Annotated in this window: 25 protein-coding genes; 6 read left to right on the forward strand and 19 right to left on the reverse strand. The window is 48.3% G+C overall.

Annotated elements, in window-relative coordinates; genetic code table 11:
* Positions 1-12: 12 nt before the first annotated feature.
* From QFZ48_RS31030 to QFZ48_RS31075, 10 genes are all read right to left on the reverse strand, one after another.
* Positions 13-1467, reverse strand: a complete 1455-nt coding sequence (locus QFZ48_RS31030) for a DUF1501 domain-containing protein (RefSeq protein WP_370911459.1) — start codon at positions 1465-1467, stop codon at positions 13-15.
* A gap of 30 nt (positions 1468-1497) precedes the next feature.
* Positions 1498-3816, reverse strand: a complete 2319-nt coding sequence (locus QFZ48_RS31035; protein ID WP_429046822.1) for a PSD1 and planctomycete cytochrome C domain-containing protein — start codon at positions 3814-3816, stop codon at positions 1498-1500.
* A gap of 251 nt (positions 3817-4067) precedes the next feature.
* A complete protein-coding gene (locus QFZ48_RS31040; RefSeq protein ID WP_429065341.1) occupies positions 4068-4658 on the reverse strand; it encodes a 4'-phosphopantetheinyl transferase family protein in 591 nt (196 codons plus the stop codon).
* The gene (locus QFZ48_RS31045; RefSeq protein WP_370911454.1) at positions 4655-4909 is read right to left on the reverse strand and encodes an acyl carrier protein; all 255 of its coding nucleotides are present in this window, start codon (positions 4907-4909) and stop codon (positions 4655-4657) included. The genes QFZ48_RS31040 and QFZ48_RS31045 overlap by 4 nt, the downstream gene beginning before the upstream one ends.
* Before the next feature lie 10 nt (positions 4910-4919).
* Positions 4920-6194: a beta-ketoacyl-[acyl-carrier-protein] synthase family protein gene (locus QFZ48_RS31050; protein WP_429046817.1), complete on the reverse strand. Its 1275-nt coding sequence runs from the start codon at positions 6192-6194 to the stop codon at positions 4920-4922.
* The gene (locus tag QFZ48_RS31055) at positions 6187-6633 is read right to left on the reverse strand and encodes a 3-hydroxyacyl-ACP dehydratase FabZ family protein (RefSeq protein ID WP_429046815.1); all 447 of its coding nucleotides are present in this window, start codon (positions 6631-6633) and stop codon (positions 6187-6189) included. The genes QFZ48_RS31050 and QFZ48_RS31055 overlap by 8 nt, the downstream gene beginning before the upstream one ends.
* A 3-nt stretch (positions 6634-6636) precedes the next feature.
* On the reverse strand, positions 6637-7410 hold the full coding sequence (locus QFZ48_RS31060) for an SDR family oxidoreductase (RefSeq protein WP_429065342.1): 774 nt from the start codon (positions 7408-7410) through the stop codon (positions 6637-6639).
* Positions 7404-8456 carry a type III polyketide synthase gene (locus QFZ48_RS31065; protein ID WP_429046811.1) on the reverse strand — a complete coding sequence of 351 codons (1053 nt, stop codon included), beginning with the start codon at positions 8454-8456 and terminating at the stop codon, positions 7404-7406. Before QFZ48_RS31065 ends, QFZ48_RS31060 begins: the two co-directional genes overlap by 7 nt.
* Positions 8453-9163, reverse strand: coding sequence for a methyltransferase domain-containing protein (locus tag QFZ48_RS31070; RefSeq protein ID WP_429046809.1), 711 nt, complete (start codon positions 9161-9163; stop codon positions 8453-8455). The genes QFZ48_RS31065 and QFZ48_RS31070 overlap by 4 nt, the downstream gene beginning before the upstream one ends.
* The gene (locus tag QFZ48_RS31075) at positions 9154-10293 is read right to left on the reverse strand and encodes an NAD(P)/FAD-dependent oxidoreductase (protein ID WP_429046807.1); all 1140 of its coding nucleotides are present in this window, start codon (positions 10291-10293) and stop codon (positions 9154-9156) included. The genes QFZ48_RS31070 and QFZ48_RS31075 overlap by 10 nt, the downstream gene beginning before the upstream one ends.
* Before the next feature lie 197 nt (positions 10294-10490).
* Here QFZ48_RS31075 and QFZ48_RS31080 point away from each other — a divergent pair, with 197 nt between their 5' ends.
* The gene (locus QFZ48_RS31080; RefSeq protein ID WP_370911447.1) at positions 10491-10808 is read left to right on the forward strand and encodes a hypothetical protein; all 318 of its coding nucleotides are present in this window, start codon (positions 10491-10493) and stop codon (positions 10806-10808) included.
* Positions 10809-10899: 91 nt separating this feature from the next.
* On the opposite strand, the gene QFZ48_RS31085 is transcribed toward QFZ48_RS31080, so the two are convergent.
* Positions 10900-11454 (reverse strand): GNAT family N-acetyltransferase, encoded by a 555-nt coding sequence (locus QFZ48_RS31085; RefSeq protein WP_429065344.1) that lies wholly within the window; start codon positions 11452-11454, stop codon positions 10900-10902.
* A 116-nt stretch (positions 11455-11570) separates the two neighbouring features.
* On the opposite strand from QFZ48_RS31085, the gene QFZ48_RS31090 reads away from it, so the two are divergent.
* On the forward strand, positions 11571-12836 hold the full coding sequence (locus QFZ48_RS31090; protein ID WP_429046803.1) for a hypothetical protein: 1266 nt from the start codon (positions 11571-11573) through the stop codon (positions 12834-12836).
* A gap of 47 nt (positions 12837-12883) precedes the next feature.
* On the opposite strand, the gene QFZ48_RS31095 is transcribed toward QFZ48_RS31090, so the two are convergent.
* The 4 genes from QFZ48_RS31095 to QFZ48_RS31110 form a co-directional block, all read right to left on the reverse strand.
* Positions 12884-13507 (reverse strand): hypothetical protein, encoded by a 624-nt coding sequence (locus QFZ48_RS31095; RefSeq protein WP_429065346.1) that lies wholly within the window; start codon positions 13505-13507, stop codon positions 12884-12886.
* A 94-nt stretch (positions 13508-13601) separates the two neighbouring features.
* The gene (locus tag QFZ48_RS31100) at positions 13602-14774 is read right to left on the reverse strand and encodes a glycoside hydrolase 100 family protein (RefSeq protein WP_429046801.1); all 1173 of its coding nucleotides are present in this window, start codon (positions 14772-14774) and stop codon (positions 13602-13604) included.
* A 2-nt stretch (positions 14775-14776) separates the two neighbouring features.
* Positions 14777-15922, reverse strand: coding sequence for a glycosyltransferase family 4 protein (locus QFZ48_RS31105; RefSeq protein ID WP_429046799.1), 1146 nt, complete (start codon positions 15920-15922; stop codon positions 14777-14779).
* Positions 15919-16578, reverse strand: coding sequence for a hypothetical protein (locus QFZ48_RS31110; protein ID WP_429065348.1), 660 nt, complete (start codon positions 16576-16578; stop codon positions 15919-15921). Before QFZ48_RS31110 ends, QFZ48_RS31105 begins: the two co-directional genes overlap by 4 nt.
* 128 nt (positions 16579-16706) lie before the next feature.
* Between QFZ48_RS31110 and QFZ48_RS31115 the strand changes: the two genes are divergently transcribed.
* The 3 genes from QFZ48_RS31115 to QFZ48_RS31125 all read left to right on the forward strand — a co-directional run bounded on the left by QFZ48_RS31115 (position 16707) and on the right by QFZ48_RS31125 (position 20987).
* The gene (locus QFZ48_RS31115; protein WP_429065350.1) at positions 16707-17312 is read left to right on the forward strand and encodes a DUF1349 domain-containing protein; all 606 of its coding nucleotides are present in this window, start codon (positions 16707-16709) and stop codon (positions 17310-17312) included.
* Between the two features lie 93 nt (positions 17313-17405).
* Positions 17406-18941, forward strand: a complete 1536-nt coding sequence (locus QFZ48_RS31120) for a sulfatase family protein (protein ID WP_429065352.1) — start codon at positions 17406-17408, stop codon at positions 18939-18941.
* 225 nt (positions 18942-19166) lie between these two features.
* On the forward strand, positions 19167-20987 hold the full coding sequence (locus QFZ48_RS31125; RefSeq protein ID WP_429065354.1) for an ABC transporter ATP-binding protein: 1821 nt from the start codon (positions 19167-19169) through the stop codon (positions 20985-20987).
* A gap of 55 nt (positions 20988-21042) precedes the next feature.
* On the opposite strand, the gene QFZ48_RS31130 is transcribed toward QFZ48_RS31125, so the two are convergent.
* From QFZ48_RS31130 to QFZ48_RS31140, 3 genes are all read right to left on the reverse strand, one after another.
* Entirely contained in the window at positions 21043-21852 is an 810-nt protein-coding gene (locus QFZ48_RS31130; RefSeq protein ID WP_429046790.1) for a glycosyltransferase family 2 protein, read from the reverse strand.
* Between the two features lie 388 nt (positions 21853-22240).
* Positions 22241-23680, reverse strand: a complete 1440-nt coding sequence (locus tag QFZ48_RS31135) for a DNA/RNA non-specific endonuclease (RefSeq protein WP_429065355.1) — start codon at positions 23678-23680, stop codon at positions 22241-22243.
* Positions 23681-23769: 89 nt separating this feature from the next.
* The gene (locus tag QFZ48_RS31140; protein ID WP_429065357.1) at positions 23770-24672 is read right to left on the reverse strand and encodes a BPSS1187 family protein; all 903 of its coding nucleotides are present in this window, start codon (positions 24670-24672) and stop codon (positions 23770-23772) included.
* Between the two features lie 132 nt (positions 24673-24804).
* Here QFZ48_RS31140 and QFZ48_RS31145 point away from each other — a divergent pair, with 132 nt between their 5' ends.
* A complete protein-coding gene (locus tag QFZ48_RS31145; RefSeq protein WP_429046784.1) occupies positions 24805-25476 on the forward strand; it encodes an MgtC/SapB family protein in 672 nt (223 codons plus the stop codon).
* Positions 25477-25536: 60 nt separating this feature from the next.
* Here QFZ48_RS31145 and QFZ48_RS31150 read toward each other — a convergent pair whose 3' ends face one another.
* Positions 25537-26754 (reverse strand): family 16 glycosylhydrolase, encoded by a 1218-nt coding sequence (locus QFZ48_RS31150; protein WP_429065358.1) that lies wholly within the window; start codon positions 26752-26754, stop codon positions 25537-25539.
* Positions 26755-26763: the final 9 nt, after the last annotated feature.

The raw sequence follows: 26763 nt of genomic DNA on the forward strand, positions 1-26763 counted from the left end.
TAACAGTATTTATCAGGCCATCAATCCGGGGATTACCTTGCCAGCCACATCTGTGAGGCGGTAGCGGCGTCCCTGGTGTTTAAAAGTTAATTTTTCGTGATCCAGTCCCATCAGGTGTAAGATGGTGGCATGGAAGTCGTGCACGTGTACCGGATCCTTTATAATATTATATCCGAATTCATCGGTTTCACCGTATACGATGCCGGGTTTTACGCCACCGCCGGCCATCCAGATGGAGAAGCAACGGGGATGGTGATCGCGGCCATAATTATCGGCAGTCATTTTACCCTGGCAGTAGTTGGTTCTGCCAAATTCACCGCCCCATATTACCAGCGTTTCATCGAGCAGGCCACGTTGTTTCAGATCAGTGATCAATGCCGCGGAAGCACGGTCTACATCTTTTGCCTGTCCGGCCATTTCATTGGGCAGGTTGCCATGCTGATCCCAGCCCTGGTGGTACAGCTGGATGAACCGCACGCCGCTTTCAGAGAGCTTCCTGGACAACAGGCAGTTGGCAGCGAAGGTGCCGGGCACCAGGCAATCCGGTCCATATAGTTTAATGATATCGTCCGATTCTTTGGAGAGGTCCGTCAGCTCCGGTACCGCCGTTTGCATGCGGTAAGCCATTTCGTACTGCTGGATCTTCGTATTGATTTCCGGGTCGCCAAATTCTTTATACGACTGGTCATTCAATGCGGCGAGCTGGTCCAGCATCTGGCGGCGATTAGCCATGTCAATGCCTTCAGGATTATTCAGGTACAGCACAGGACTTTCACCACTGCTGAACTGAACGCCCTGGTGGATGCTGTCTAAAAATCCATTGGACCATAACTTGGAATATACGCCTTGTCCGTTTCCTTTACCTCTCGACAGCAGCACGCAAAATGCGGGGAGGTTTTTATTTTCGCTGCCGAGGCCGTAGCTCATCCAGGAGCCAAAGCTGGCGCGGTTACCTTGTTGTGCCCCGGTCTGGAAAAAGGTAAGGGCCGGATCATGGTTGATCGCTTCCGTAAACATGGAACGGACAATACAGATGTCGTCCACTATTTTGGCGGTATGCGGAAACAGGTCACTGATCCAGGCGCGCGCTTCGCCATACTGGTGAAAATCGTAGTGCGAACCTACCAGCGGAAAAGACGACTGTCCCGATGTCATGCCTGTTAAGCGCTGCCCCATACGGATGGAAGCCGGCAGTTCCTGTCCCATCATTTCCCGCAGCTTCGGTTTGTAATCGAAGCTCTCCAGTTGTGAGGGCGCGCCATTCTGAAACAGGTAAATTACCCTTTTGGCTTTGGGTGCAAAGTGCGGCATGCCGGGAATGAAAGGCGCTTCTTCCCCGCTGTTTTTACCAAAGAGGTCAGGTACCAGTAATGAACCCAGGGCAAGGCTGCCTACGCCAAGGCTCAGGCGCGACAAGAACTTGCGGCGGTTCATATTCAGGTGGTGTTCTATGAATTCGTTTTTCATCGTCCTTTATTATGCGTGACTATACGATCGTTATGTTTTTGAAAGTGTTTCCTCCAGGTTATAGATGGTGGTGATCACCTGCATCATGGCAGCCCATGAGGCATTGTCGAGGTGTTGCGCCATCGGGTATTCTCCATGTTGCAGCAACTTTACTGCGCTGGCCGGCTGTTGTTTATACAGCTGCTGTTGCTGGTCATAATACTTCTCCAGCAAGGTTAGTTCCTGTGGTTGCGGTGTACGGCAAACAATTAAACGGAAGGCCTGCCGGATATTCCTGGAGCTGTTATTATCTTTTTGCAGCAGCCTGGATGCCAGTACCCTGGAAGCTTCCAGCACGGTAGGATCATTGAGCATGATAAGCGCCTGCAAGGGCGTGTTGGTGTTTGCGCGTTTCACTTCGCACTGGTCGCGGTTGCTGGCGTCAAAGATCATCATGGAAGGCGGTGGCACTGTACGTTTGATAAAGGTATACAACCCTCTGCGGTACAGGCTTTCACCATGGTCCTGTTTGTAGCTGGCCAGGATTCCCCTGCCAGATGTAGCCATTTCCCATAAGCCTTTAGGCTGATAAGGTTTTACGCTGGGACCACCGATCACCGGTACCAGTAGCCCGCTGCTTTTCAGCACCAGGTCGCGCACTCCTTCTGCGGGTAAACGGAACCGCGGTCCTCGGGAGAGGTAAATATTTTCGGGATCTGCTTTTAGTTTGTCTTTGGAAATGGCGGTCGATTGCCGGTAGGTGGTGGTCATGACCATTTGTTTCATGAGACGTTTAATATTCCAGCCGTGCTGCATAAAGTCCACCGCGAGCCAATCGAGCAGTTGCGGGTTGGTAGGCAGATCGCCCTGCATACCGAAATCGCCGGTACTTTTAACGATGCCCCTGCCGAATATTTCCTGCCATTGCTGGTTCACGAACACTCTTGCGGTGAGTGGGTTTCGCTTATCGAACAGCCAGTTGGCCAGTCCGAGGCGATTGGCCGGATATTGTTTCACATCAAACGGCAGCACCGCATGTGGCGTTTCAGGTTGCACTTCCAGCGTAGGGTTGTCATAGTTACCACGGCCAAGGATATACGTTTTCCGGGTAGTGTCTTTCTCTCCCATTACAGATACGATCAGCCTGTTGCTGTCCTGTTTATTAATAAATTTCAGCACTCCTTTGAGATCTTCTTTCGTGATCTCCATATAGGGCGTTTTGGCGTAGGTTTCCGGGCCGCCCACCGCGGATTCCAGTCCTACTTCCTTCACGTTATTAAAGAAGGCAAAGAGTTCATAATATTCTTTTTGTGAGAACGGATCATATTTGTGATCGTGGCAGTGAGCGCATTCGATGGTGATGCCGAGCATGCTTTTACCAAATGTATTGGTGCGGTCAGAAACATATTCTATGCGGTATTCTTCGTCTATTACTCCTCCTTCTTCCGTAATTTTGTGGTTGCGGTTAAAGCCGGAGGCCAGCAGTTGTTCCCGGGTAGCGCCGGGGATCATGTCTCCTGCGATCTGCCAGGTAATAAAGTCTTTGTAAGACAGGTTTTCATTGAATGCGTGGATCACCCAATCCCGCCAGGGCCACATGCTGCGGTAGTTATCGTCCTGGTAGCCGTGCGAATCAGCATAACGGGCCACATCCATCCAGTGCACTGCCATCTTTTCGCCATAGGCGCTGTCCTGCAGCAGTTCATCTACCATACGTTCGTATCCGGCGTCGCTGGTATCTTTGGCAAAGCGCTCCATTCTTTCGGGTGATGGCGGCAGGCCGGTAAGATCGAGGCAAAGGCGTTTGAGCAATCGCTCATGATCCGCAGCGGGATTGGGTTCCAACCCTTTCTCTTCCATGCGGGCCAATACAAAATGGTCTATTTCATTACGTGCCCATTTCTCTTTGTTTACTTTGGGCAGCGGCGGTGTTACCGGCGCCACAAAGGCCCAGTGTGGTTTATACTTTGCGCCTTGTTTGATCCATTTTTCAATCAGCTTTACTTCATAGTTGCTAAGCGACATATTGGAGGATGGCGGAGGCATGCGCATAGAAGTATCCGTGGTGCTGATGCGCTGGTACAATACAGAAGCCATGGGATTACCGGGTACGAGCGCATGTGCGCCGGGTGTTTCACGGAGCGCTTTATAAGCGCTGTCGGCAATATCCAGGCGCAGACCGGCTTCCCGTTTATTGGCATCCGGACCATGACAGGCATAGCACTTATCCGATAAGATAGGCCGTATATCAAAATTGTAATCTACAATTTCAGGCAATTTTTCCTGCTGTTTACCGGGTGTATCGCCATTATTACACGCGTATAAAAATGCAAGAGAGCAGATGGTGAGTCTGACACAACGTTGGAACATAATTTTCTGCAATTAATTGTACACTGTACTTATACAACGGGGAGGCCCGTGAATTTTTACTATAGCTGTCTGGTTGTTTAATAATGGTAAATATCGGCTATAATAACATGCCATTTTGATGCTATTTTGCTCCATAATGGTGCTTTCTTAGCATTATGTATATACATACCTACAAATTGATCATGGTGAGGGATGGAGACCTAATTTAATGACTGGTTCCGGGTATTGTTTGTTAGGGAGGAGGCCGGGCGTTATCTGGTTACCGGTAGGCTAAAATCCACCTTTAGGATTCCGCAATATTGCCCGTGATGACTTACAGAAACAGGAGAGCGCCTGCCATTTTCACGGTGAAGGATATACGGTATTCCATGATCGTCTTTATAAAAAAACTCCTGCGGGGAAAGTACTTCCTGCATAAAATTCAGATAGTCTTCGCCGGCAACCTGCTTTATAAACACAGCTGCATCCTGCACCGGCCGGGGATTTGTGGCCGCACAGGTATGGATGTAATGATCTGTGATAAAACTCTGGTAATAATAGGTATGCTGTTCATATACCACCGTGCCGGTATAGTTGCCGGCAATCATATCGGATGTAACATCCTGTTCCACCTGGCACATAAATCGCTGTGGAGCGTATCGTCTTTCGCAGGTATTACGGTTCACTATTTTATACGCGGCTTCCTTGCAACTCCACAACAACCAGGTGAGCACTGCCGGTGCGGCAGCATTACGGATCATCCTGATTTCCTCGGGCAGGAACAATTTTTCCAGGAAACCTTTCCGGTGAATACGGCTTTCCATGGCGGCTGCCCGGAGATCTATAATGTCGTTGCCGATCATTTTTCTTTGAGCTTGGCTTCCACGATATCGAGGGCCGCCTGCACGTTCAGCATGCGCTCCATTTCTTCGTTCTGGATCACGATATCGTATTTCTCTTCTACATCCAGTACCACATCTACCAGGTTGGCAGAATTAATTTTGAGATCGTTGATAAAATCGGTGGAAGTGCTGATGGTGGCCAGTGCTTCCTGATTTTTAGCATAGGGCCTTACTATTTCTCTTAACTGCTCAATGAATGTTTCTTTGTCCATGTTATTTCGTTTAAGGTTGCGGGTATTTTTGCAGAATAATACAAGCGTTTACATCTCCAAAACCAAAACTCGCTTTCGCCACTAAATTTATGTCTTTATACAATAGCTGTTCCGGAATTCTTTCCCGGTCTACCAGCGCCTGAATATCGGGGTGCAGGTCTTCGCAGTTGATATTGGGAGATATAAAACCTTCCTTCAGCTGCAGTGCCGCCGCTACCAGTTCAATACTCCCCGAAGCGCTCAGGCAATGTCCCACCATCGATTTCAGTGCATTGATGTAGGGAAAGTTTTTCCCGCTGCGCTGCAGGGCACTACACCAGTTGGCTATTTCTTCCGCGTCTTTTCCGGTGGCGGTAAGGTGACCGTTTATCAGGTCAATATCAGCGCCCTGTACACCGGCCTGTTGAAGCGCCGCGGTAATGCAACGTTGCACCGCAGCAGGATTGGGGGCCGTCATACTGCCACCGTTCCGTTGACCGCCGGAGTTAATATGACCGCCCAGTACTTCCGCATAGATGGTAGCGCCGCGTTCCAGCGCGCTGTCCAGCGACTCCAGTACCAGCGCTCCTGCCCCACTACCGGGAACAATACCACTCGCAGTAGCGCTCATTGGCCTGGAACCGGCTTCCGGGCGTTCGTTATATTTAAAGGTGCTTACTTTCATGGCATCAAAGCCGCCCCAGATATAGGGACCGCTGTCGCTGGTACTGCCGGCCAGTACGCGTTTGGCATGACCGTACTTAATCCGTTCGCAGGCGAGCAATACACTTTCTGCACCGGTAGTACAGGCAGAAGAGTTGGTGGTTACCTGGTTGCCAAGTCCCAGTTTTCCACCGAGGAAAGCGCTGATGCCACTGGCCATGGCTTGCGTAACCGCAGTGCTGCCTAAACGGCGAACCTGTAAATCATCTACCTTATAAACGGCTTCGCGGAATTTTTCCACACCGGAACTACCGGCGCCAAAAATAGTACCGCTGTCCCAGTCAGGCGTTTCCTGTGATATTGGCAAACCCGCATCTGCCCAGGCCTGCATACCGGCTATTACGCCGTAAATAATACCGGAACTGCCCAGCTGCCTTAATTCCAGTTCTTCAAAATATTGTTGCCGCAAGCTTTCGGAAACCTCTGGCTTACCTGCAATCTGGCAGGAAAATTTCAGGGCAGCCAGTTGTTCATCATAACGGATACCGGATATACCTTTTTTGATCGCTTCGCGGAAAGCGGCGATGCCGGTGCCGTTTGGCGCTACCACTCCTAAGCCTGTTATGACAACCCTGTTATTCATTTTTGTTATTGATGATCATGCCTGCCATCGTTCCGTCGCAGACTAATGCGCCTGCAGCATTATACAACGCTACGCGGCATTTCAATTTGTTAAACCTGAAGTATATTTTCGTTGCCTCCGCCCTCACCGTTTCACCGGGTGGCACAGGCAAATAAAAGTCGATGTGAGTGGAGGTCATAGCTACCGTGGGCAATTGCTTATGGATCTCTTCTCTCAAAAGATAAATACCTAAACAAGCCAGCCCCGTTTGTGCCATTACTTCCGTTAGCAATACACCCGGCGTAACAGGCAACCCTTTAAAGTGGCCCTTATAGCAAGGCATATCTGCGTGAAAAGTATATATACCTGTTACCTTTTCTTCATCGATGTATGCCAGTTCATCTACAAACAGGAAAGGCGGTGCATATGGTAAGTGCTGCAGGATCTCTTCTTTTGTCATACGCTAATGAATATGTGTTCCTCCGTCGACCGGTATAATGGCGCCATTGATCCAGGCGGCTTCGTCCCGGCACATCAGGTATACTACATTCGCTACATCCTCCGGTGTGGTGAGCTGCCCGAAAGGGTTTCTCTTCCTGCTGTAATCCAGCAATGCCTCACTGCCCGGAATTTTCCGCAATGATGCGGTGTCAGTCACCCCCGCACGGATGCAGTTGGCCCTGACCCCGTGCGGCGCAAATTCCAGCGCTATGCTACGGGTAATGGATTCCAGTGCCGCCTTCGCCGCAGATACCGCCGCATAGTGCGCCATTGCTTTGTAACTACCATCGCTTGTAAAAGAAAGGATACGTGCATCTGCAGCAAACAGTTGCCTGTTCAATATATCTGCCGACCATTCATACAAGCTCACCGCCATATGCCCGATGGTGGTATTGAAATCATCCGCCTGCAGGTCCGGCAACGCTTTGAGGTTGCCCCGTGCGATGCTGTGCAGCAGGCAACGGATACGCCCCGTATCCATAGCTTCCTGCAACTGCTGCAAAATTTCTGCACGTTTTTCAATGTTGAGCACATCGGTATTAAACGTCAGCAGCTGCACGCCTAACGACCTGATCTCCTCAAACTGCTGCTGGATATCCGTTAATTCCACGCGGGTGTTGCGGTGCACAATGCAGATGTTCATGCCATGTGCCGCCAGCTTACGCGCGGATGCCAGTCCAAGCCCGCTGCTGCCTCCCAATATTAATGCCCAGTAAGATGCAAACTCTGTTACCATTGTAATAATATTCTTTGTGCCGAAAAGCCCGGACCAAAACTCAGCATCAGTCCTTTGTCGCCTGCGGGCAACGACTGCTCCATAAATCTTTCCAATACATATAACACCGTAGCGCTGGACATGTTGCCATACAACCGCAGAATTTCCTTGGTGTCGTCCAGTTTCTTTCCCATACTGCGGAACAATTCTTCCACGAGGGTAATGATCTTCTTCCCGCCGGGATGAAAAATGAGGTGGTCGATATCTTCGATCGTAAGATTATTTTTTGCCAGGAAAGGGTGTACGATATCTCCAAAGTGTGCTTCTATTTTTTCGGGTACTTCTATATCCAGCACCATTTTTAAACCGGTGTTGGAGAGATGGAATCCCATCAGGTATTCCGCGTCATAGAAGTGATACATTTCTTCTGCGATAATTTCCGGACCGGTATCCTGTTCATGAGAAGAGAGGATCGCACAGGCGGCGCCATCGCCGAAGATGGCTGCACTAACGATATTGGCCATCGAATAATCGTCCAGCTGGAACGTGGCGGTAGGCGATTCCACTGCTATTACTGCGGCTCTTTTACCGGGGTTTGCTTCCAGCATTTTCTTTGCGTAGATGATCCCCGACACACCGGCTGCGCAGCCCATTTCAGTAACAGGCAGGCGTATAATATCCTGACGCAGCTGCAGTTCGTTGATCAGGTATGCATCTAAAGAAGGGATCATGATGCCGGTGCAGCTCACGGTGATGATATAGTCGAGGTCAGTTCCCTTCAAACCGGCTTTATCCAGCGCGCTTTGCAGGCAGGTCCGGCCCAGGGTAATCATCTCCCGCTGGTAGATATTATTTTTATCTTCAAAAGAAGTATTGGTAAATACTTCTTCAGGTCCCATAATAGAATAGCGTTTATCCACGCCGGCGCTCTCAAAGATCTTGATCACCTTGCGGATAAATCTTTCTTCCTGGCCCTGGAGCCATAATGATAGGAAGGGAATAATTTCGGCGGTGGTTCTTGAGTAAGGCGGTAGTGCTTTTGTGACAGTCTGAATTTTAACGCTCATAATTTATTGATTATCCATTGATACCGGAACGCCCATTTCCATTTAAGGGAATACTGATCAATATTAAGTTCTGCCGATAAATGTTGTAATTCTCTTTTTTTAAATCCCCGGAGAATGGATACCAGTCCATCTTCCCTGACCATCCTGTTTAAATTGAACACAAAGCATACCAGTTGAAACAGGCGGTATGCCAATGCGCTCCTGTGCAGATCATTGATCACTACTCCTTTCCGGGCCTGCCGGTAAAAGATTTTCATCAGCTCCCTGATTTCAGCCTCTTTAAAGTGATGCAGTGTAAGCGTACATAAAACAATATCATAGTGTTGCTCCCGGAAGGATAACTGTGTAATATCCTGACAATAATACTCAATGTGCGGATAATCTTTCGATAAATTCCGTGCATGCGTTACCGTGGCCTGGTTGGCATCGATGCCGGTTAGTTTTATTTTTCTATGGGAACAAAAGGTATCCGACAGTTGCCGCAGCATATCACCATTACCACAGCCGATATCCACGATGGTAACTTTCTGGTTGGCAGGAATATCTTTCAGGAGGGCCGCAACGCCTTCAAGGGTGACGCGGTTGCCGCCCAGTAAAGCGTTGATTTGTGCGATTTTATCCAACGTAGCCTTCAGCAGATCGCCTTCCATACTGAAATCGTCCATGATTTCGGTAGCCTGGCTCCGGTGCCGGGTGTTTACACGCATTCCGGTACGGCATTTAACGGTTTCCCATGAGTGCGACGGATGATTCCCGGCAGCAGGCCGGGGAAGAGGATCAGTCCTTTCATCATGGTAGCAGAAAGCTTTTCATTGCGGAACAACCGGGATAGTACACGACCGGTGCGCATACGGCCGCTGAACATTTTGTTCCAGGCTTTCGTATAGTTCTGTTCCATCAATAAACGGTTCCGGGTGGGAGCTGAAAAATATTCCAGCACCTTATCGGATGCTATCTGTGCGCTTTGTATGGCCATAGCCATGCCGTTGCCGCAAAGCGGGTGAATAAGACCAGCGGTATCGCCGATCATCAATATATGATTCAGTACCTTTTCTTTATCTGTGAAAGACACCTGGCTGATGGTTAAAGGTTTGTCGAACAACGCAGTGCTGTTTTCAAAAATATCCTTCAGGTGCTGATTACGGTATAGCACCTGCTCCCGGTGTGATTCTATCTGCTTGAAATTCTTAAAACTCTCGTAACTCACCAGGTAACAGATATTCAGGATATCATCCTCCACTTTTGATACGCCGCAATAGCCGCCGTCGAAATTATGGAGTCCTACAGTATCGGCCGGAAAGCTGCCACGGTAATGGGATTTCACGGCCAGCCAGGGCGATTTCTCATTAAAGAACGGACGGGCAAGCTTACCATCGAGTGCGGCTCTTTTGCCATAAGCGCCCAACACCACCGGCGCGGAAAAAACGCCATAGCTGTTGGTATCAATGAAGAAGCGGTCGTTTTCAAATACCACGTTGGTGACGGTATCTTCAATTAACTCCACCCCGTTTTCGGTCATCTTCTGCATCAGGAACTGGTCGAACGCATACCGGCTTACCCCGAAACCTCCCAATGGAAGCGTCGTTTCCAGCGTTTTACCATAATGATCTGAAATGATTAACCGGTTGATCCGGGAAGGATGTAATACCGAGGGATCTGCCCCGAGTGACTGCAGATATGGTAATACTTCATTGGAAACATATTCCCCGCATACTTTGTGCGAAGGATATTTACTTTTTTCGATTACGGTTACCTGTAATCCTGCTTTCGATAAATGAATAGCACTGGTGAGACCCGATAGGCCCCCACCTATAATAATAACATCTCTTGAACCCATACCCCTATGGTTAAAACAATAACAAGCTCCGACACAAGGAAGGTAGCCTACCCCAATATAATGAATTTATAGCTGATTTCCGTTTCGCTAAGATCAGAATATTCTTTATAAATCACGGCATTATAAAACTTAACATTGCCAATATTATTTAATTGTTAATTTCGAATATAATTGTTTTTGTAAATAAATAATGCTCCATGACTGATTCGAGTAAACCGACCGGCAAGCATCTTAAAAAAGAAGCTGGTGTAAAAGTAGCCGAAGTATTAACCGCATTAAGCGAACTAAAAGAGAAGCTGGGAGAGAAAAAGTTTCTCCGGAACGTAAAAAAGGCCACTAAAGCGATGTTAGCAGGACTGACAGATAAGCCAAAAGGACCTGCCAAGCCGAAGAAGAAAGCTGCTGCCGAAAAAGCTGCTGCACCCAAAGCTCAAGCCAACACTCCCAAAGCCGCCGATAAAAAGGTGACGCCTAAGAAAGCTGCTCCCAAGAAAACTGCCGCTAAAAAAGCTTAATCCTACATCTGTAATTCCTGTGAGTGTCTTTATTATTCCTGTTTACAGGAACCCGTATTGCTGCGTCCTGAACCGCGGACAATAAAGATGCTTACAGGTCGGGCGCTTTGTAATGCCTTACATAGCGGTTAACATCATATCCTTTGTCGTCCCAGATCATCCCCTTCACCACCAGGGCCTCATGATGGAATCCTGCTTTAGTCAGCACCCTTTCCGAGGCTTCGTTGCCGGGTAATACATCTGCAACGATTTTTTTCAGACCCAGTTTGGAGAAGCAATACTGCACCACGGCCTCAATGGCTTCGGCCATGTAGCCTTTGCCCCAGTATTCCTGTACCAGCGCAAACACCAGCGGAACCGTATCTTCAGTTTCATAATTATTGAAACCGATGAAACCGATCAACGATGTTTTTTCTTCAAGGGCAATACCCCAGCGGATGCCCTGCTTATCGGAAAAGCGCTTTTTAAAAAGATCAATAACCGGGCGAACACTGGCCACTTCACTCAACGGGATTACATGATAATACCGGGTCACCCGTTTATCCGTGAGCAGGTAAAACAGATCCGGCTGATGCGAATGTTCAATTTCAATCAGGTGAAGGCGGGGCGTAGACAGGACGGGGAAAGTATCCGGCAGTAAACTCATATGCTGGCTGGCTCGTTTTAATGACCCCAATATAAAAACAATTGTACCACACAACCAAAAATGTTATTCCCGGAAAACGAAAAAAAGTATCTTGTTTTCAAAATTTATTCCACGACATGTTAGCATTCACTCAGCGTCCGGCAGCAGCATTGCTGGCTGCAGGCATTAGTTTGTGGGCCATGACCGCCCGCTCACAACCACCCTCCTTCACCGGAAAAGGCATTACCCGCCCCGCTCTGGAATATTACCTGGATCATGCGGTTACCATGACTGAATTTCTTTCAGTAGATCCTTACGCCTCCGATGCGCCCTATCCCAACAAGGAAGATGATATCCGCCTGATCAGGAACATCGGCGCAAAGTTCATAGGCAGGGCCATTTACCGCTGGGGCGGGGAATCGGTGCTCAACAACAAAGATTTTCTTCACCAGGCCAAACGGATGGTGCAGGAAGTACAGAAAAATGACCCGGAAGTAATTTTCCAGGCCGCCCTGTTTGAGCAGATCAGTGAACAGGTAAACACCATTCCCGTTCCGGCATGGGCATTCAAAGCGCTGGGATTACCGTCGGAAGACCGGCGTTTCCGTTACGACAGCATGCTGAATACAAAAGGGAAACTGGTCAATCACTGGAGTAAAGGCAACAGCGTACCCGATATTACGCGGGTGGAAACGCAGCTCTGGTTTATGTTCCTGGCCGGCACCTATATGGAAGTAGGCTGCGAAGCGCTGCACCTCGGGCAAATTGCCCTGATAGGCATGGAAGATCCGCAGCTGACAGAATGGGCGGCCTTCCTGGAAAAATTACGGGCCTATGCAAAAGATCACACCCGCCATCACTGGGTATTACTCGATGCACACACGCCATCGGGCGGTATGGTGGTAAATGGCAAAAGCTTACTGGATTTTAACTCGTTTCCGTTGCGTATTAAATCGGTGCCTGCGCATCCGCAGGAAGGTATCCTGGAAATGGGTTTTACAGATGCCCTTTTCGGGAGAAGCAAAGGCGGTATTACACCCAGTGGCTGGAAAGCCGCGTCAATGCCTTACCTGGTGGAGTTGGATAATTTTGGTATCAGCGATCACCCGGGTGTGCCGGATACCACTACCATTTACCCGTGGGGCTTTGATGAAATCAGCTGGTTTTATCAGCAACCGGAACAATACCGGCACAACTGGTTGCAATATGCACATCAATGGGTAGCAGCGCATGATGCCAATGGTCATTTGCAGATGCCGGTTACCCGTGTAGTTACGTTGGGACGCAGGAAGCCAAGATTGAAATACCGCGCCAATACACGCTCCGCGCAGTGTCCGGACGGGATGGATGATGAAGCAACGATCAAATCCATCTGGCAGGCAGCTGATGCCCGCAAAAAATAAGGATCATCACCGGTTATCTTTCTTCCGGAAAATAACCGGTGACTGTTTTATTTTTGTTTTACCAGCTTCATCACTTCAAAACCTGACATAACAGCGGCAGATTGTACCTGGTTAAGATTGATTGTCAGCAACAGCGTATCTCCGCTCCAGGAAATTTTTCCGCCTGCCGCCTGTACTTCTGTAGTGCCGCCTCCATAGGAAGGGGTTTCCATTACACCTGCGCTGAAATAAATGGAATCTGCTCCCACCAGTTTATAAGGGTTAGAAGCATTATAGGGATCCATATCCATCTGGAAAGGCATTTGCATATCGCTTACCAGTACGCCATCCATGTAAAGGACATTCCTGATCACCGCATCAATGGAATAGCTCAGGCCTGTAATTTTGAAAGTACTTCCATCAATCACCATTACCCCTTTATTATTGAAGGTGGTATAGTCGTTGTAGAGCGTGGCTTTAGCGCCGGATTCCGATATGGTGGCGATGCTGTTTACACGGACTCCTGCAAAGTTCCAGGTACCTTCAATTTTATTATTGCCTGTTACAGGTGGTGTGGTAGGCGGTGGTATTACCGGGGTAACGTTATCCGGTCCGGCCATTTCAAGGCTTCCGCAGGCAGCGAGTGTAGTGCTCAGAACTGCCATCAGCAGCAGGGATCTGTAAGTATTCATCTTCATAAGTTTAAACAAGGGATAATGCGCGTAAAGTTACCATCAATTGACGAACGAGTTTCACTAATCTTTCATCAAGTTATCATGAAACAGGTTACCGCATTCTCATTTCTTCAAAAAACGGGGTACGTCTTTCTTCCACGCATTTCGCGGCATACAGGTACAGTGCTGCGCTCCAGGTTTGCCATTCCTGCCCTTTTGCGGTACCATCCTGGGCTTTCAGCCATTCGTTGAAACCATAATCCACCGTGCCGCTGTTGGAAATAGTTATAATCCGGGTGAGCTCCAGCAGTTTTTCTTCCGCCAGCCGGTATTTTTTTGCCGCTACCAGTGCAGCTACATAAAAGCCACAGATAAAAGGCCAGATGCCGCCGTTATGATATTCCCCTGGAAGATTAAAAGAAGCATACCGTTCGTGCCAGTCGTTGTCTCCCGGTTTCGTATAGGGGAAGAAGTTAGGCGGCAGTTTTACGGCCAGCTGGTTATTTTTTATCAGTTCCGCGCACTCGTCTTCGATCCACGATACCATTTCCGCTGCCCTGGTGGGAGCAGCAATGCCGGAGAGGATGGCCAGGCTGTTGCCCAGCAGGTCGAACCGTTCGCTGCTCAATACCTTATAAGACCACATGGCGTAATAGGGTTTGTGTTTTACGACCAGTCCTTCGTGTACATGCCGGTGCTGCACCCCACCGGTGATGGTAAATCTGCCCATTGCCTGCCGTACTTTCTCTGCGCGTTCATGATGCCCGAGGATGCGGAGATAACTATACACGAGCGTGTTTACAAAGAGGCCGTAACCAAGCACCCATTGTTCATCGCGCCAGTCGCTGGTAGGCTGTTGGGCCACCAGGTAACGATCTGAAGGACTTTGGTATTCCATCCACTGCAATGAACTGTTCACCGCTTCTTCGAGGAACTGCTCATTACCCGACAGCTTGCGATACATGCCTGCTGCCAGCAGGAAGAGCGGCGTGGTGTCGCTCGCGCCCAGGTCTTGTTTGTCGTGTACGAGAGAAGGGATATGTCCGTGTGGCGTTTGATTTTTCGCCAGTGTTTCAAGCACCTTCCGGATGCTGTTGATCAGCACGGGGTTGCCGGTAACGCCTACGCCTAAAAAGGACAGCAGCAGATCCCTTGTATATGGCTCAGGATATCCCCATCCCGCGGTGCGGGGGAGGCCGTGAAACGGTCCGTTTACATTATGCAGCAATACCTTCAGGGCGGCATCCCTGGCTGCGTTGATGGTTAACCAGGAAGAAGCTTCCATGTTCAGCGGATATTAAGTTTTTCATGCATCAGCTGCACAAACTGCCTTGCTATCAACCGGTAATCAAAATTTGCTACTACTCTTTTCCTTGCAGCTTTTCCTAACTGTTCCCTGTAGGCGGCATCTGTCATTAACCGTTGCAAATGCTGCCTGATATCGTTGATATCTGCCCGGTAGTCCACTGTACGGGGCGTAGAAAATACGACCTTCTTTTCCGTCTCGAAACCCGACTCTTTACCAACCATCACTTCATTCAGCACAATTTCTTCTGCCACACCGGCCAGCAGTGCGGTTTCGCCATCTACCAGCGTATCCAGCATGCCCATTGCGCGGATGCCGATCACCGGCTTTTCGCAGGCGCCAGCTTCTACCTGTGGCATCCCGAAGCCTTCCAGCCGCGATGGGGCCACATAAATATCGCAGGCGTTGATGAGATAAGGCATCTCCTCCCTTGAAACAATGCTGGTAATATATTGCACCTTGCCGCCCAGCCCCAGTTCTTCCGCCAGTGCCAGGTCGGCTTTATTTTGTATGCTGGTGCGCGGCTGCGGCCATACTTTACAGATATACTTCCAGTTGCCCGGCACTTCACTGCTGAGTTGCGACAGCGCCTGCATGACTTCCCTGGCTCCTTTTGAACAGGCGTCGCCGCCTACGGTGAGCAGCATCAGCTCATCCGGCGCCACGCCCATTGATTCCCGCACGGCTTTCACCCGCGGATGATCTTTAGGCAGCGGCGCGAACCTGTTGGTATTGCAACCAACCGGCAGTACGGCTATTTTGTCGCCGTTGATGCCGTCGCGTATATACATTTCCTTTACCCACTGCGAGGTAACGAGGATCAGCGGCAGTTTATTCAGCACCTCCTGGTAGTTGGCGATATATCCATCGGCCACCAGCCATGGAACCGGCTGCACACCAAATTGCTGCGGATGCAGGATCAACTGCGGGCAATATCCCCAGTAACCTACGCCCACCACCACATCCGGCTTAAACGAGTTGTAGTACCATTCCTTTTCCAGTGGTGAGTCGTAGTGCACCGCCAGCGCAGTTACACCTATTTCCAGCAGGCCATGGTACAATAAATTTCCTTGTGTTGCCAGTCCCCCGGGAGCCGGCGGATAATCAAATAACAAAAGTGCTTTCATAATTCAAACGGTAAACTGTTGAGCCACTGATGGGCTTCCATGCTGTTATTAAAACACCAGAATGATTCCGCCAGTGGCGTGGTGGCTGCTTCCCAGCTATCGACCTTAAATCCGTACGTTTGAGTGATCACCTCGTATTTCCGTTGCCAGAGATCTTTATCCAGCACATGATAAATAGTTGCTTCAGGAATAGCTTCCGGGAAATAGGACTTTAATCCGTCTTCATAAGCAAACGCCCAGAGCTCATCTGCTGTGATCCTGTCTTGTTGCCACAGCCGGATCACGGCGCTGCTTACTTCTTCGTGGCGGAGGTGCCGCGTATATTCCCCGCGCGGATGATGGGTGATGACCAGGTCGTAATGCTGCACCGGTAATAATGCCAGCACCTGGTTTTCCACCACCTCTTCCGGCAATGGCGTTTGTTCCGGACCATCGTCCATATCTCCCATAACACCCTGTGCTCCGTACAATTGTAATGCCTTAAAAAATTTAGGGGCTCTGTCTGTATCACTGGCGCGGCACAGGCTGATGATGGTCCAGTTCCACTGCGGATGAAACAGGATGGTACCTCCGGCCCACAGCGTTTCATCATCGGGATGGGCTACAATAATGGCAACAGACTTTCTTTTTGTTACTTGAGGGTTTTCTTCGCGCATATTCATAACATTTAACAGGCGGGTTAAAGAGGGTTCTTAAAGTTAACAAATCCGGAGCAGCTACTCATCACTAAAAATTACCCATTCCGGAGAATATTTATCATCTTACAGAAAATTTTTACGGAAACATGATGAAAAAACTGGTAGCATTATCCGCTTTCATAGCGATGAGTATGGGACTAAAAGCACAAACAATGCAATGGTATAACACTCCTCAGAAATGGTCAGCAGACCACAACAAGATAAACGTGACCGTTGACCCCGGTACCGACTACTGGCAGGTAACCCACTACGGCTTCATCCGCGATAACGGCCCTTTTTATTTCCAGGAACAGGAAGGCGATTTTACCGCCACGGTAAAAATTACCGGACATTATAAAGAGTTGTTCCACCAGGCCGGCCTGATGATCCGCAAGGACGCCAAAAACTGGATTAAAACCGGTATCGAATATGTAGACGGCGTACAGAACGTAAGCGCCGTAGTAACCCGTGAAGTATCCGACTGGTCGGTAGTTCCGCGCCACGACAGCCCCAAAAGTATGTGGCTGAAGTTACTGCGTAAAGGCGACTATGTACAGATTGAATATTCCTTTGATAATAAGAAATTTGATATGCTGCGACTGGCCTATTTTCCTCCCGGTGGTAAAGTACAGATAGGCCCTGTGGCCGCTGCACCGGGGAAGTTGCCGTTTGAGGTGGTGTTTGAGGAGTTTAAGGTGGTGGCGGAGAAATGATTTTTTTGAGATGCGGTCGCCGGAGGGTGGCCGCTAAAATATCTTTGATAAAACCACGGGAACATAACCCGTCAAAAGATAAATACATTGAACATGAAATTCTTCTCCGCAAACTATCTTAAAAAAACCTGGGGATTATTACTCCTCTTCACTGCCAGCAGTTATGCGCAGCAACAACGCCCTAATATTATTTTCATTTTCTCCGATGACCATGCCTACCAGGCTATCAGCGCCTATGGCAGCAAACTGGTACAAACGCCTAACATCGACCGGATTGCCAGCCAGGGGGCCATTTTCAAAAATGCCCTGGTCACCAATTCCATTTGCGGCCCCAGCAGGGCTACCCTGCTTACCGGTAAGTATAGTCACATCAACGGCTACACGCTCAATGAGAAAAGGTTTAATGTAGAACAGCAACTATTCCCTGCCCTGCTGCAGGAAAACGGCTACCAGACTGCCTGGATAGGTAAATGGCATTTAGGCAGTTTGCCAAAGGGGTTCGACTACTGGCGTATCCTCAACAGCCAGGGCCAATACTACAACCCTGATATCATCGGTCCAAACGACACCACCCGCATGGAAGGCTATGTAACCAATGTTATTACCAACCTTTCTGTTAACTGGCTCAACAAACGCGATACTTCCAAACCCTTCTTCCTGGTAGTAGGCGAAAAAGCAACACACCGCGAATGGCTGCCGGATGTCCAGGACCTCGGTGCATACGACGATAAAACATTTCCCCTCCCGGCCACTTTCAAAGATGATTACAAAAACCGCCTGGCAGCACAAAACCAGGACATGACCATCGATAAAACCATGCGCCTGAAAGAAGACCTGAAAGTGCATGCCAATTACGAAAAAGGGATCTACGGCCGCTTTACGCCGGAACAAAAAAAGGCATTTATTGATTACTATGAAAATAAGATCAGCAAAGAATTTGATGAACAAAAACTAACAGGTGATGCCCTCGTAGAATGGAAATACCAGCGCTACCTGAAAGATTACCTGGCCACGGCAAAATCGCTCGACAGGAACATCGGCCAGCTGCTGGACTATCTCGATAAATCAGGCCTTTCAAAAAATACAGTCGTCGTATATGCCTCTGATCAGGGCTTCTATATGGGAGAACATGGCTGGTTTGATAAACGCTTTATTTATGAAGAATCATTACGTACACCTTTTGTGATCAGATACCCCGGCGTAATAAAGCCTGGTACCTCCATCAATCAGCTGATGCTGAACATCGACTGGGCCCCCACTTTCCTGAACATCGCCGGCGTAAAAGTACCCGCTGATATACAAGGCACCTCCTTTTTACCGCTGCTGAAAGCAAATGCCGGAAATGTTCCCTGGAGAAAAGAAGCCTATTACCACTATTACGAATTTCCAGAGCCCCACCATGTATACCCGCACTTCGGTATCCGCACGGAGCAATACACGCTGGTACGCTTTTACGGGGAGTCCAACAGCTGGGAACTGTATGATCTGAAGCAGGACCCGCACGAAGTAAACAATCTTTACGGCCGGAAAGGCACGGAGAAACTCACCGCCACCTTAAAAGAGCACCTGAAACAACTGATGGTTCAATATAAAGACACCGGGGCGCTAAAAATCCTCACGCAGCCATAACTGCTGCCAGCCGATGACGATCAAATCTTTTGACAATTAAGCCAAAAGGGCTATTTTTGAGCCCTGATTGCAGTTTTTACTGGTGATCTGCTGGCTTGAATGTGCGACCGAAAAATATTCTTTAAGTTATTGATAAAAAGGAAATTAAAACTTAAGGAACCGCATCAGCAACGATGCGGTTTTTTTTATGCACCGTCTTAATCATTATACGATTATTATTTAAATATGAAGACATACTTCCGATTATTATCATTTGCTAAACCTATTAATAAATTTGCGATCCCCTATATCATCTGTGTACTGTTGTCTGTAATATTCAGCACGCTGAACCTTGCATTGCTGGCGCCTTTGCTGGAAACGTTGTTCAACAAGGACCTCAATCAGAAAATTGTTCCGATGCCGGACAACTACTTTGATATTTTCAAAGTATTTAAACATTACACCACCACTATTGCCAGTGAATATGGTAAAATCAAAAGCCTGGAATTTGTTTGCGTCTGTATTGCCTGCTCAGTATTAGTAGGGAACCTGTTCCGCTATTTCGCAGATCGTACCATGGAAAGCCTGCGCATACAAACCTTGCTGAACCTGCGTAAATCAGTATTCAACAATGTAATGAACCTTCACCTGGGTTATTTTAGCAATGAAAGAAAGGGAGATATCATTTCTAAGATTGCATCAGATGTCCAGGTAGTACAGTATACGGTAACCGGTACCCTGCAGGTGTTATTTAAAGAACCGGCCCAATTGATCTCTTTCCTGGTCATCCTGTTCCTTATCTCCTATAAATTAACGCTGGTATCGATGCTGGTGATTCCGGTAGCCGGTCTGATTATATCCCGGATCGTAAAACGACTGAAAGAACAGGCTACCGCTTCCCATCAAACTTACGGCATGATGATCAGCTACCTCGATGAGGCGCTGAACGGCATCAGGATCGTAAAGGCATTTAATGCCGTTGGATTTATTACCAACCGCTTTGATGAACAAAACCGCAAGTATTCCAAGATATCCCGCTCAATGGCTAAAAGACAGCAACTGGCGTCGCCCGTTTCTGAAACTTTAGGGGTCTTAATGGTGGCCGGTATCGTGTTTTATGGCGGTTCGCTTATTATCAATAACCAGGGGGATATGGACGGATCTACCTTTGTGGTATATATTGCCCTCTTCTCCCAGATTATGCGCCCGGCAAAAGCTATTTCCACTGCGTTCAGCAATATCCATTCAGGCGTTGCGGCGGGCGACAGGGTGCTGGAGCTGATCGATCAGCAATCGGCTGTCACCAACGCACCTGATGCTGTTACCTTAAACGGCTTTACCAATGAGATCCGTTTTGATGGCGTTTCTTTCGCCTACGGCGAGAAGAAAGTACTGAATAACATTCACCTCAGCATACCCAAAGGCTCCACGGTGGCGCTGGTGGGCCCTTCCGGCGGCGGAAAATCCACCTTGATGGACCTGATCCCCCGTTTCATGGACCCGCAGTCAGGCAGCGTCCTGATAGACGGCAAAAACCTGAAGTCTGTTACAATGGAATCTTTACGGGCACTCATGGGCGTTGTAAACCAGGAGTCCATCCTCTTTAATGACACCATCTTTAACAATATTGCTTTTGCCAAACCTGACGCCACCATGGAAGAGGTAGAGGCCGCAGCCAGGATTGCCAACGCACACGATTTTATCAGCAAAACCGAAGACGGCTACAACACCAATATCGGGGATAAAGGGTCCAAGCTCTCCGGCGGACAACGGCAGCGTATCTGCATTGCACGCGCCGTGCTCTCCAATCCACCGCTGATGCTGCTGGACGAGGCCACTTCCGCCCTGGATACCGAATCCGAGAAAATGGTGCAGGATGCGCTGAATAACCTGATGAAGAACCGCACATCCCTGGTGATTGCCCACCGCCTGAGCACTATTCAGAACGCGGACCTGATCATTGTACTGGATAACGGCCAGGTGGCCGAGCAAGGCACCCACCAGGAACTACTCAGCAACAACGGTATTTATAAACGGCTCATTGAAATGCAAACGTTTAGTAACTAAATAAAAAAAGGCCACCGATCGGTGGCCTTTTTTATGAAATATCTTTTTTGATTATTTACTCCGTCGTTAAATGGTGCCTGTAGCCGTTGGAACAATAGGCAATCCCGTGGTTTAAGGTATCCAGGTAAACCCTGTAGTTGATGTTTTCGTGTACACGGGAATTAAAAGGATGATGCAGGTGATAACATACCGCTTTTAATTTTACCTTTTTCTGGTATAAACCTGAGTTGATGAAACGTGCTGCCAGTTCAATATCCTCGTGCCCCCACCCTTTCAATTCGTTATTATAACCATTCACTTTCAGAAAATCTTCTCTCCAGAAAGCACAGTTACAACCGATCCAGTTACGGGAACGCTGACTCTTTTTAATCAGCAATGGAGCCAGGAAAGGAATGCGAAGTGAATTAATCCGGTTTCTCACGTCTCTGCTGAAAGAAGATACCCGCTCAAATTGACCATTGTTCAGGTATTTCCTGGTAATCTCTTCCTGTAACAACACCCTGCTGCCACGGATAAAATATCCTTTTTCCGCTTCACTGATATGGTCCCTGATGAAAAGCTCATGCATTACAATATCGCCATCAATCTGGATAATATAGTCGGAAGAAGTACCGGTAATTGCCTGGTTAATGATGATAGTTTTACGGAAACCTTCGTCCGGATGCCAGAAATGCTTCACCGGAATATTGGTTTTTCGTCTGAATGCCTCTACAACATCCCTGGTAGCCTCTCCGGAGCCATCATCAGCTATAATGACTTCGTCGGGGAGAACGGTTTGCACCAGTACACTATCCAGCACAAGCTTTAATGCTTCCGGCCAGTTGTATGTAGTAACAAGTAAGGCCACCGACACTCTTTCACCCATATTAGTTAGATATAAAATTAATGTTTAAAAAGCTCATATTGTTAAGCTTCTCTAGTATAACGCCATTTTACCCCTAATTATTTTACGCCATTTCTTTCGTTGTGTACACAGTATTTGTCTTGTTATATGTACATATAATCAAGAAAAGTGTAGGTTTATTTCCATTAATAATCGGCCAGTTATACTTTAAGTTAGCTTCTAATTATAATAACGATCTAAGGCTTCAATAAGTTACATGTAGCTACAGTACTTTCAATAAAATTATGCCAATCTGGTTTTTATAGGAACTTATCATGATTTATTTTTTGGATATTAGTTTACAAACTACAAAAACATAATAATTTTATGCAATTTATAATTTAATTATCAGAACAACATAATATTTTTTTTAACGATACATTCTCTCCTGTCCTGCATCTATTTTCTTTACTAATTCCTGTCTTACCACCAGCGGTACCTTGTCAAGCAACTTATACCTGGTAGCCTTTTCTATCTCGTCAATAGATGTCAGGTAAGCGCTCCACCTCGCATTTACATCGTTTTTATTTGGTGTGTTCACTGCAATAATACGGGTGTTCTTATTGATTCGCTGCAAATCATTGTTTCCTTCCGGTAAAATTACGAGGACCTTCCAGATATGGTCCGGCACGGTAACCTTACGCCCGTCTATTGTTTTGGCCAGTCCCTTGCTGCCGGCTCCCCCGCTGCCATAGCTGCCCATGATCACATATACTTCGTTCCCTTTCATCACCAGCTCCCGGGTATATTCTTCCAGGTTCTTCCATAAATGCTGGTTGTGGTTAGGCGCCTGCGGGATCATATTGGTCATCAGGAAAGTGGATTCATTGGCGGCACGGGTGGCGGTCCGGTCGCCCGACGGACAATTATGCCCCCTGTCGAATCCGCTGCCCATATAACTAGTTTGGGATACCTGGTACCAGTTCCCAGGAATATCGGCGTCCGGCCTGAAATCATTGGCCCTCGACATTTTGCCCAGGTCCTTCCGCGATACATGCCAGGCCACCCAATTGGGCGTTCCCCTGTCACGGTTATACGACAGCTTGTAATATTCCTTATCCATCAGGTAATTATTCGCCATCACCAACGATCCACTGGCATCGCTGGGATTGCCCAGTAACAGGTTGTCGTCGTCGCTCCCTGCCGGTTTCTCCACCGGCTTAACCGGTGTGTCCTTTCCGCCGGCAGTGACCCGGAACCGATCAAAATTGATCCTGCTGCTGCCGGGATCTGTTTTCCGGATATCAAAACGGATAGTGCCCGTACTTTTCGCGGTAAAAGTGGCCGTTTTCAGCACACCGGACGTAACACTAACGGGATCCCCCACACGAAAATAGCTTTGCCCGCGGTTCACTGATGCCCACAACTCCCATGTGCCCATTTTATCGTCCCCGTACCCGGCAAATTTTAGTGTAACCGTTACCGTTCCTTTTACAAGGATATCGAATTTCATTCCGGCCATACCATTGTCCCGGATACGCAACGCCTGCGTACCTGTTTTATGATCTTCCTCCAGGTTGCCGGTGACGGCATCCTTAAACTTCCAGGTACCACTGGATAATGCCACGTCCCCGCTGTTATAATTTGTTTTGGATCCCGTTTCAAAATCTTCTGCCAGTAAAAATATACTGGTGCCGGAAGTAGTATTTTTTTTGTGAGATGATTTCTTTGGAGGAGATTTTTCATTGTCCCCGGTAATTTTCCGGGAACAGGTAGTCACCGCAAATGCAGCGATGATCAATATAACGATAACGGCTAAACTGCTGCTTCCCTGGTGCTTCTTCTTTTTTCTTCTCTTCTTCTTTGACATAGAATGGTAACGAACGCCCGCGAAGATAAAGAATAAAAAACAGGAGGACAAAGTTCATCGTTTACACGAGACCGTTAGCCAGTTCCTTATTAATTCCGGGTAGCCCCGCTGATCATATATTTCCACACGGCTATGAAGTCTGTTCCCAGCGTAGATCCGTGTTTATCTTTACGATCCACATCCGTAACAAGGATACTATTCCTGGAGTGAACGGGCATTCCCGGCTGCACCATCGTGGTATCGGTTATCGCCTGGTGGCTCACCGCGCTTACATCCTGCACCTGGTACTGGTAATTAAACGGGTCAGCAACATGCAGAAACGCATAATACCTGTTCACCGGCGTGCGGCCACGCTCCTGCTGCCAATGCGCCGGCGCATTAAAATATTGCAGGTAATCCTGCGGGCCCGAAAACATCAGCACTCCACGCAAACGGAACTGCTTCCCAAAATATGCTGCATGCCCCGCTCCCTGCGAATGACCTGCAGCAATAACTTTATCCCAGCGCACTTGTCCATTACGTACAAACTCACTCCAGCCACGATCCTGCGCAGCCAGGTACACCACCAGTTTTGTAAAACGGTTCACCAGGCTGTTGGCAGAATCTACATCTACCTTATCACTCACCGGCGTACCAAACATAATTTCCTGGCGGAAATGATCAAAACAGGTACTGTCTTCACTTTTGGAACACGCCGTGGTGATCACCGTGTTCATATAATCCGGGGTGATCACATAATAGCCCATGGCAGCAAAAGAACTGTCGAATGTACGGAAATCAGTGGCCGTGCCGCCGGTACCGGGAATCATCACTATCAGCTGATGGCGGTTGTTTCCCGCAGCGGGTTCTGCGGCAAGATGCGGCGAATGCACTGTCTTTAATCCCGGCTGGGTGACGTTGGGTGCTATTGTCCGGAACTTTACCTGCGCCCGGGTTGTAACGGAAAAAAGAAACGCAGTGGCAATGAGTAAACGTAGTTTGATTGGAAGCATGCGAAAAATATAAATGAATTGATGTCAAGATACAAATTTTGATCTTCTTTAACAGCCTGACTATAATCAATGTAATCAGGCAGAAGACAACCTCCACAGGATGAAAGAAAATTTATTGCGTAAATTAGTAGTATGATACCCTGGATGGAAATATTGATAAGATTATCGCTGGCAGCGGTTTTTGGCGGTATAATAGGTTTGGAAAGAGAACGGAAGGACTGGGCTGCCGGTCTTAGAACCCACATGATGGTGTCTGTAGGTGCGGCGTTAACCATGATGGTTTCCGCTTACGGATTTTCCGATATCCTGGGGCAGCCTAACATTGTACTGGACCCCTCCAGGGTGGCGGCACAGGTGATCAGCGGTATTGGATTTATCGGCGCCGGCACCATTCTTTTTCTGAAAGAAGGCGTGGTTCGCGGGCTCACTACCGCCGCGGGATTATGGACGGTAGCAGCTATCGGGCTCGCCACCGGCGGCGGCATGTATTTCGCCGCATTTATTGCCACCGCTATTGCAATCATCATCCTGTGGCTGCTGCAGCCGGTAGAAAAAAGATTCCTCAGCCGCTTTGAACAAAAAACTATCCGCATCATCACTTTTGAACGGAGCAAATCCATTGAGGTAGCAGATAAATTATTTCAAAACACCGCGCTCAATATTACTTCCTGCAACATCGAGCAAACAGACAGTTTCTTCTTTATCACGGTACGTTTCAGAAGCATGGATAAAACCATTGTAGGCAAGCTGATCGCAGATATACAGGCAGATACCGGCGTAAAGGAAGTATCATGGAACAGTTGATCTACAGCATAGGAAAGCCGGCCGTTAACACGGCCGGCCCGATCCATCAACCTATATCAATTAATACCGGAACGACTCCCAGCCGGAAATAGTGGTACGGTTGCAGGTCATAGCCTGCGTGCCGTTTTCGCACGACACATATCGCCCATTATTTCCGCGGAGGGCGATGCTGCCGTCTGTATTTACTATCCAGTCAAATTTTTCCCAGTCGCCCACACTGGTACGGTTACACGTAATGGGATTAACGCCGTTTTCTGAAGAAACATACTTACCCTGGCTTTTCAATGCCACCTTACCACCGCCGGCATCTTCCACGGTAAACTGTTCCCATCCCTGTGCAGTAGTGCGGTTGCAGGTCATGGCCTGTGTGCCGTTTTCACTGCTCACAAAAGCATTATTAAATCCTTTGAGCGTAATGGTGCTGCCAATAGGCGCATTGCCACCGCTGTTGGAAATGGAGTATACCCGCACGTAATCCACGTACATATTGGCAGGCAGTTTACTTTCATCAATCGTTTGTCCGGGGAAATCGCCTCCCACAGCCATGTTCAGGATGATAAAAAACTGGTTGTGGAATTCTTCGGTGCTGTTGATACTGTTCTGTATATTGGCCGTTGCAAACTGGTTACCATCCAGGTACCAGCGGATTGCATTGGCATCCCACTCCACCGCATATACGTGGTAATCAGTAATAGTGGTACTGGAAGTGCCGCCATAGGAAACATGACCGTTGGCATCCCAGTGAATAGTGCCATAAACAGTGTTGCTGGTATTTACCTGCTCCATGATATCTATTTCACCGCATTTCGGCCAACCCACGGAGCCAATGTTATTGCCCAGCATCCAGAAGGCAGGCCATAGCCCCTGCCCGGAGGCCAGTTTAATCCGCGCTTCAATGCGGCCGTACTGCGTGGTAAAATGCCCGGCGGTGTTCATTCGCGCAGAGGTATAGGGCCAGCCGTTCACGGACTGCTTCTTCGCGGTAATCACCAGGTTGCCGTTGCTCACACTGGCATTGGACGACTGGTAATACTGCTTTTCATTATTCACACCCGGACCGGTTTCAAAAGACCATTTGGAAGTGTTGACACTGGTGCCGTCAAATTCGTCAGACCAGATCAGCGTGTACGCTGCGGCTGCGGCTTGCACTGCCACTGCAGCAGGCTGGGCATCCAAAGGCTGCAGATTATTGGTTGTTTTCGCCTCTTTTTTGCAGGCGCTCATCATTACCACTAACAGGAAGGAACCTACGCTAATGGAGATCAGTTTTTCTTTCATGGAATTTAC

The sequence above is a fragment of the Chitinophaga sp. W2I13 genome, assembly GCF_050434005.1.
Classification (GTDB): Bacteria; Bacteroidota; Bacteroidia; order Chitinophagales; family Chitinophagaceae; genus Chitinophaga.

Excerpts from the sequence above, each read along its gene's own strand:
- QFZ48_RS31150 (WP_429065358.1), bottom strand. The coding sequence starts at position 26,754 with ATGAAAGAAAAACTGATCTCCATTAGCGTAGGTTCCTTCCTGTTAGTG.
- QFZ48_RS31035 (WP_429046822.1), bottom strand. The coding sequence starts at position 3,816 with ATGTTCCAACGTTGTGTCAGACTCACCATCTGCTCTCTTGCATTTTTA.
- QFZ48_RS31135 (WP_429065355.1), bottom strand. The coding sequence starts at position 23,680 with ATGTCAAAGAAGAAGAGAAGAAAAAAGAAGAAGCACCAGGGAAGCAGC.
- QFZ48_RS31095 (WP_429065346.1), bottom strand. The coding sequence starts at position 13,507 with ATGAATACTTACAGATCCCTGCTGCTGATGGCAGTTCTGAGCACTACA.
- QFZ48_RS31075 (WP_429046807.1), bottom strand. The coding sequence starts at position 10,293 with ATGGGTTCAAGAGATGTTATTATTATAGGTGGGGGCCTATCGGGTCTC.
- QFZ48_RS31040 (WP_429065341.1), bottom strand. The coding sequence starts at position 4,658 with ATGATCGGCAACGACATTATAGATCTCCGGGCAGCCGCCATGGAAAGC.
- QFZ48_RS31050 (WP_429046817.1), bottom strand. The coding sequence starts at position 6,194 with ATGAATAACAGGGTTGTCATAACAGGCTTAGGAGTGGTAGCGCCAAAC.
- QFZ48_RS31080 (WP_370911447.1), top strand. The coding sequence starts at position 10,491 with ATGACTGATTCGAGTAAACCGACCGGCAAGCATCTTAAAAAAGAAGCT.
- QFZ48_RS31055 (WP_429046815.1), bottom strand. The coding sequence starts at position 6,633 with ATGACAAAAGAAGAGATCCTGCAGCACTTACCATATGCACCGCCTTTC.
- QFZ48_RS31045 (WP_370911454.1), bottom strand. The coding sequence starts at position 4,909 with ATGGACAAAGAAACATTCATTGAGCAGTTAAGAGAAATAGTAAGGCCC.
- QFZ48_RS31085 (WP_429065344.1), bottom strand. The coding sequence starts at position 11,454 with ATGAGTTTACTGCCGGATACTTTCCCCGTCCTGTCTACGCCCCGCCTT.
- QFZ48_RS31090 (WP_429046803.1), top strand. The coding sequence starts at position 11,571 with ATGTTAGCATTCACTCAGCGTCCGGCAGCAGCATTGCTGGCTGCAGGC.
- QFZ48_RS31105 (WP_429046799.1), bottom strand. The coding sequence starts at position 15,922 with ATGAAAGCACTTTTGTTATTTGATTATCCGCCGGCTCCCGGGGGACTG.
- QFZ48_RS31125 (WP_429065354.1), top strand. The coding sequence starts at position 19,167 with ATGAAGACATACTTCCGATTATTATCATTTGCTAAACCTATTAATAAA.
- QFZ48_RS31120 (WP_429065352.1), top strand. The coding sequence starts at position 17,406 with ATGAAATTCTTCTCCGCAAACTATCTTAAAAAAACCTGGGGATTATTA.
- QFZ48_RS31145 (WP_429046784.1), top strand. The coding sequence starts at position 24,805 with ATGATACCCTGGATGGAAATATTGATAAGATTATCGCTGGCAGCGGTT.
- QFZ48_RS31060 (WP_429065342.1), bottom strand. The coding sequence starts at position 7,410 with ATGGTAACAGAGTTTGCATCTTACTGGGCATTAATATTGGGAGGCAGC.
- QFZ48_RS31130 (WP_429046790.1), bottom strand. The coding sequence starts at position 21,852 with ATGGGTGAAAGAGTGTCGGTGGCCTTACTTGTTACTACATACAACTGG.
- QFZ48_RS31140 (WP_429065357.1), bottom strand. The coding sequence starts at position 24,672 with ATGCTTCCAATCAAACTACGTTTACTCATTGCCACTGCGTTTCTTTTT.
- QFZ48_RS31030 (WP_370911459.1), bottom strand. The coding sequence starts at position 1,467 with ATGAAAAACGAATTCATAGAACACCACCTGAATATGAACCGCCGCAAG.
- QFZ48_RS31100 (WP_429046801.1), bottom strand. The coding sequence starts at position 14,774 with ATGGAAGCTTCTTCCTGGTTAACCATCAACGCAGCCAGGGATGCCGCC.
- QFZ48_RS31070 (WP_429046809.1), bottom strand. The coding sequence starts at position 9,163 with ATGCGTGTAAACACCCGGCACCGGAGCCAGGCTACCGAAATCATGGAC.
- QFZ48_RS31110 (WP_429065348.1), bottom strand. The coding sequence starts at position 16,578 with ATGCGCGAAGAAAACCCTCAAGTAACAAAAAGAAAGTCTGTTGCCATT.
- QFZ48_RS31115 (WP_429065350.1), top strand. The coding sequence starts at position 16,707 with ATGATGAAAAAACTGGTAGCATTATCCGCTTTCATAGCGATGAGTATG.
- QFZ48_RS31065 (WP_429046811.1), bottom strand. The coding sequence starts at position 8,456 with ATGAGCGTTAAAATTCAGACTGTCACAAAAGCACTACCGCCTTACTCA.